The sequence below is a fragment of the Bradyrhizobium sp. genome (genome assembly GCF_017881085.1).
Taxonomy (GTDB): domain Bacteria; phylum Pseudomonadota; class Alphaproteobacteria; order Rhizobiales; family Xanthobacteraceae; genus Bradyrhizobium.
In genome coordinates, this window is the sequence record NZ_JADGRI010000349.1 from 1 (window position 1) to 5,293 (window position 5,293).

Below are 5,293 nucleotides of genomic sequence, written 5' to 3' on the forward strand. Positions count from 1 at the left end.
ATGCGCATCTACGGACCGAACGGAACCACCCTCGGCTCGCCGGCGGGGAACACCAAGCGGACCTCATCGACCGGCTTTTCCTTGCCGGACGATGCGGCGGCTGCGCCCGAGACCCGCGCCGCCGCTGCGCCCAAGGCTGCCGGAAGCATCGATGCGTTGCTGGCACTGCAGGGGATCGAGGAAGATCCCACCGAGCGCAGAAAGCGCTCGGTGCAGCGCGGCAAGGGCGCGCTCGACGTGCTGGACGACCTCAAGATCGGGCTTCTGTCGGGCAATTTCGACGCCTCGACGGTCAGCCGGCTGCGGGACGCCGCCGCCAACCTGAAATCCTCCTCCGGCGACCCCGGGCTGGACGCGGTATTGTCCGAGATCGAACTGCGGGTCGAGGTCGAATTGGCCAAAGCCGGGCAATACTGAGCCCGGAAAGGGCCGGCCGGCTAACGCCTTCAGGTTGCTCACAGGTTCCTGCCGGGGAAACCCCGCAGTGCACAGTTTGCTGGCGGTCGTCGATATTGTCTGTCACATGACGCCGCTATATAAGGCGCGCGCGGACCGACGCTTTCGGACCGCCTTGCACGTACAGATGGGCTGGCCTTGGAAAAGTTGAAGAACTATCGACCCTCCGAAAAAGAGCCTTTCATGAACGACCGCCAGCGCGATTATTTTCGCGCGAAGCTTTTGGCGTGGAAGGACGAAATCCTGAGGGAATCGCGAATCACCCTGCAGACCCTGCAGGAAGAGAACGTCAATCACCCCGATCTCGCCGACCGCGCCTCGTCGGAAACCGACCGCGCGATCGAGCTGCGTGCCCGCGACCGCCAGCGCAAGCTGATCTCCAAGATCGACGCGGCGCTGCAGCGCATCGAGGACAACACCTACGGCTATTGCGAGGAGACCGGCGAGCCGATCTCGCTGAAGCGGCTGGAGGCGCGCCCCATTGCGACGCTCTCGGTGGAGGCGCAGGAGCGCCACGAGAAACGCGAGAAAGTCTATCGCGACGAATAGGATCTGGCCGCCGCGTGCGGTCATTTTGTTTTTTGGCGTAGCGTCTTCGGGCGAAGCGGATTCCGGTTCGCGCAAGCAAGACGCGTCAAAACAACAGCGTGGAGGCCGCCGATGACCGACATTCGCGCGGCTGCCGAGGCCATCGCCGCGGCCCGCCGCAGCCGCACGCCGCTTGCCCCGCTTGCCGCCGATGCAGCGCCGCGCGACGAGGCGGAAGGGTATCGCATTCAGGATGCGGTTCACGATCTCCTCGCAGCCGATGTCGGCGCCCGCGTCGGCTACAAGATCGGCTGCACCAGCGCGGTGATGCAGCAATATCTTGATATCCCTCACCCCTGCGGGGGCGGCGTGTTTGCAAAGGGCGTTCACGACAGCGGCGTATCGCTGAACGCAAAGGATTTCGTCCGCGTCGGCGTCGAATGCGAAATCGCGGTGCGGCTCGCGCGCGACCTTACGCCGACCGAGGCGCCGTTCACCGCCGAGTGGGTCGCCGAGGCGATCGACGCCTATTATCCGGCGATCGAGATCGTCGACGACCGCTACGTCAAATGGGAAACGATGGGTGCGCCGACGCTTGTCGCGGATGATTTCTTCGCCGCCGGCTGCGTGCTCGGCCAGGGCGTGCCGCGATCCGCCGCGCCTGATCTGTCCAAGGTGATCGGCCGGGCGCTGATCAATGGCGTGGAAGTGGGGCAGGGCACCGGCGCCGACGTGCTCGGCCACCCCCACAACGCGCTCGCCTGGCTCGCCAACCAACTCGCCGCCGACGGCAAGGGTCTGCGCGTCGGCGAGATCGTGCTCACTGGCAGCCTGGTCAAGACGGTGTGGCTCAACGCCGGCGACCGCGTGGTGATGCAGCTGGAGGGGCTGGGGAGTGTGGCGGCGGATTTTCGAGGCTGAAGCCGGGCGCGCATTCGCTCGCGCCTTCAAATTGTCGTCGGCGGAACGCGTGTGACACGAAGCTGTCATCGAGGCGTGCTCGATCAAGGGGCGCGGCTCAAGGCGGATTGCTGTGGGATGAAGGCGTTGGATTCGTTGACGGCCGGCGGCACCGCGCTCGAGCGTCCCCTCGATATCATCGTGCGTGCCTCGACCGAGGACGATGTGCCGGCCATGCTGGCCATCTACGCCCACCACATCCAGCGCGGCCTCGGCGAAATGGATGTCGAACCGCTCAACGGCGAGGACATCAAGCGCCGGCGCAAGAACATGCTCAAGCACCGGCTGCCCCATTTGGTCGCCGAATATCTCGGCGCGGTGATCGGCTACGCCTATGCGGTGCCGTTCAGAAAGCGTCCGGCCTACCGCTATACGGTCAAGCACTCGATCTACGTCCATCCGGATCATCTCAATGCCGGTGTCGGCCGGCGCCTGCTGCCGGTCCTGATCGACGCCTGCTCCGCCGCCGGCTGCCGCCAGATGATCGCCTATATCGACACCGCCAACGTGCCGTCGCAACGCCTGCACCAGACGTTCGGCTTCGAGCACGCCGGTTTGCTCAAGGCGGTCGGCTTCAAATACGGTCGCTGGACCGACAGCATGCTGATGCAGCGTGCGCTTGGGCCGGGCGCGGCGAGCCCGCCGGACGATGACAACGGAACCTTGAAGCTGAAGATCGATCGAAAGCACAGGTAACAGGGATTATTCGTGCACCACATAGGTGTAGAATCTGACCGCGCCATCCTTTTCGGTTTCCCGATAGATTCCCTGGATCTCGACATCAAAGCCCGGAAACAGATTCGCGCTCCGCTCGAACATTTTCAGATAATCCAGCATCGGGCGCGCGCGTTCGTCGAGCCGCTCGCCCGGCACGATGGTGGCGATGCCGGGCGGATAGACCACGAACATCGTGGTGGCGATCCGCCCCGCGATCCGGTCGACCGGGATGTAGTCGACATTGTTGCGCACCATCTGGCGCACCGCTTCGTGCGGCGGCATTGCCAGATCGGGCAGATGATCGGGCAGGAACTGCGCCTTCTGCAGGTTGCTGGTGGCGCTGTCGCGGAAAAAGCCGTGCATCTCGCCGCACAATTCGCGGATCCGCACGCCGGCATAGCGGGCAGGGCGCCGGCGCACGAATTCGCCGATGACGTCGTCGAGACGGGCATTGTCGTCGTGCAGCTTCTTGAAGGCGACCAGCGCGCTCAGCAGCGTGCCGGCCTTGCTCGACTCGACACCGGGCGTGAGCAGGAACAACAGCGAATTGAGGTCGTTCTTCTCCGCCACCACGCGATTCTCGCGCAGATATTGCGCGACCAGCGGCGCCGGTATGCCGTAATCGGCGTAAGCGCCGGTTTCGCGGTCGAAGCCCGGCGTCAGCAGCGTCAGCTTGTTGGGATCGGTCATGGCGTAGCCGGGCGCAACCTGGGTGAAGCCGTGCCAGCTTGCGCCCGGCGACAGCTCCCAGTAACGGGCGTTGGCGGCAAGCTCGTCGGTCGGCACATCCTCCCAGGCGACCTCGCGCCGCGCTCCACCGTCGCCGTCCGTGACGGTGACGCGATCGGGAACGAAGGCCTCGAAGAACCAGCGTCGCGCCGGGTCCTTCTCCTTGTCCTCGAATTCGCGCCGGATCGCACGGATTTTCTTGCGCAACTCGATTCCGAGCCGGATGGTGTCGTCCCACAACACCTCGCCGGAACGCCCCTTCATCATCTGCGCGCCGACGTCAAGCGAAGCGAACAGCGGATAGAACGGCGAGGTCGATGCATGCAGCATGAAGAATTCGTTGAAGCGGCGATGCTCGACGCGGCGGCGCTGCCCCTTGATGTGACGATCGCGGACGTGGATCTGCGAGGCCTGGGAGAAGCCCGCGAGCTGCTTGTGGGTGGATTGGGTAGCGATGATGCCGGGCTGCTCCGGGCCGAGGCAATCGAGCCCCATGGCGAAGCGCCCGGCGAACAGCGGGTGGAACTTCATGAAGCCGGCCCAGGCCTCGTCGAACAGGATGTAGTCGCACAAATGGCCGATCTTCTGGACGATCATGCGCGCGTCGTAGATCGTGCCGTCATAGGTGCACTGCTCGATCACGGCGACGCGAAACGGCCGCTCGCGCCGCCAGGCCTCCTTGTCGGCGATCAGTGGATGGCGGCGGATTTTCTCGCGGATGCGCGCCTCGTCGAAGGCCTGATGGAAGATCGGGCCGATCAACCCGTAGGCGTTGCGGTCGGTCTCGAGAAAGACCGGAATGGCGCCGCCGATGAACAGCGCGCCGTGATGCGCCGCCTTGTGGTTGTTGCGGTCGAACAGCACGAGGTCGCCCTCGGCGACCAGCGCGGACAGCACGATCTTGTTCGACGACGAGGTGCCGTTGAGCACGAAATAGGTCTTCTCGGCGCCGAAGATCGCCGCGGCCTCCTGCTGCGCCTTCAGGGCAGGACCCTCGTGGACCAGGAGGTCGCCGAGTTCGAGCACGGAATTGTCGAGGTCGTCGCGGAAGATTTCCTGGCCGAGATGCTCGACGAAGATCCGGCCGATCGGGCTGCGGTTGTAGAAAATGCCGCCGTTGTGGCCCGGACAGGTCCACAGCTGATTGCCGCGCTCGGCATAGTCCACCAGCGCGCCGAAGAACGGGGTTTTCAGCGTCTCCGCATACTGCTTGAGCCGGCTGACCAGGTTGGTGGCGATGAAGTCAGGGGTTTCCTCGGAGAGGAAGATGTAGCCGTCGATATAGTCGAGCACCTCGATCGGGATGTCCTCCAGGCGCTTGCGCCGCACCAGAATGACGATCGGCATTTCGAGGCCGCGCCGTCGCATCAGGTTGATCAACTCGATGGCCTTGCCTTCGAGGCCCTTCTTGCCCCAATCCACCACCATGCAGCCGATGGCGGCATCGGTCTGCACCGCCATCTCGGCGTCCTCGACCCGCCGCGCCCGCACCACCTCGAAGCCGAGCTTCTCGATCTCGACCGTGATCTGCGCGAGCCGCAGCCCCTCCAGATCGTCGGCGTTGAAGGCCGGCGCGCAGATCAGTATCGTGAAATGCCTGAAGAAATCCATCCGGCCATCCCTCCCTTTCGGGTCGCAGCTGCAATGGCGTCCGCCATACGCGCATGAATGGATAGCAGAACCAGATGACAGTTGCGATTTCAGACGCGTCCCATTTCGGGCGCGCCTTCGCGATCCCGCGGCGCGATGCGCCCGAGTTTTGCAAAACCTTCCGCCCCCAAGGAGGGCGTGGGGAATGCCGGGTGCCCAGTGCACCCGCAGCCTCGTGTGCGCTGGGGTAGTTCAGAATGCACACGAGTATTCACAGCGGTCGCACCGGAAATCACCCGGCATCCCCGCACGC

At 64.5% G+C, this 5,293-nt stretch carries 5 protein-coding genes; 4 read left to right on the forward strand and 1 reads right to left on the reverse strand.

Features of this window, described 5'->3' with window-relative positions:
- From QZ213_RS24100 to QZ213_RS24115, 4 genes are all read left to right on the forward strand, one after another.
- Positions 1 to 417, forward strand: a complete 417-nt coding sequence (locus tag QZ213_RS24100) for a flagellar assembly protein FliX (protein ID WP_291688586.1) — start codon at positions 1 to 3, stop codon at positions 415 to 417.
- A 177-nt stretch (positions 418 to 594) separates the two neighbouring features.
- The gene (dksA, locus tag QZ213_RS24105) at positions 595 to 1,005 is read left to right on the forward strand and encodes an RNA polymerase-binding protein DksA (RefSeq protein ID WP_029586682.1); all 411 of its coding nucleotides are present in this window, start codon (positions 595 to 597) and stop codon (positions 1,003 to 1,005) included.
- A gap of 111 nt (positions 1,006 to 1,116) precedes the next feature.
- Positions 1,117 to 1,905 carry a fumarylacetoacetate hydrolase family protein gene (locus tag QZ213_RS24110; protein WP_291688587.1) on the forward strand — a complete coding sequence of 263 codons (789 nt, stop codon included), beginning with the start codon at positions 1,117 to 1,119 and terminating at the stop codon, positions 1,903 to 1,905.
- Between the two features lie 126 nt (positions 1,906 to 2,031).
- Positions 2,032 to 2,640, forward strand: a complete 609-nt coding sequence (locus tag QZ213_RS24115) for a GNAT family N-acetyltransferase (RefSeq protein ID WP_291688588.1) — start codon at positions 2,032 to 2,034, stop codon at positions 2,638 to 2,640.
- Positions 2,641 to 2,646: 6 nt separating this feature from the next.
- On the opposite strand, the gene QZ213_RS24120 is transcribed toward QZ213_RS24115, so the two are convergent.
- Complete coding sequence (locus QZ213_RS24120) at positions 2,647 to 5,001, reverse strand: Orn/Lys/Arg decarboxylase N-terminal domain-containing protein (RefSeq protein WP_291688589.1); 2,355 nt, start codon at positions 4,999 to 5,001, stop codon at positions 2,647 to 2,649.
- Positions 5,002 to 5,293: the final 292 nt, after the last annotated feature.

Excerpts from the sequence above, each read along its gene's own strand:
- QZ213_RS24110 (WP_291688587.1), top strand. The coding sequence starts at position 1,117 with ATGACCGACATTCGCGCGGCTGCCGAGGCCATCGCCGCGGCCCGCCGC.
- QZ213_RS24120 (WP_291688589.1), bottom strand. The coding sequence starts at position 5,001 with ATGGATTTCTTCAGGCATTTCACGATACTGATCTGCGCGCCGGCCTTC.
- QZ213_RS24100 (WP_291688586.1), top strand. The coding sequence starts at position 1 with ATGCGCATCTACGGACCGAACGGAACCACCCTCGGCTCGCCGGCGGGG.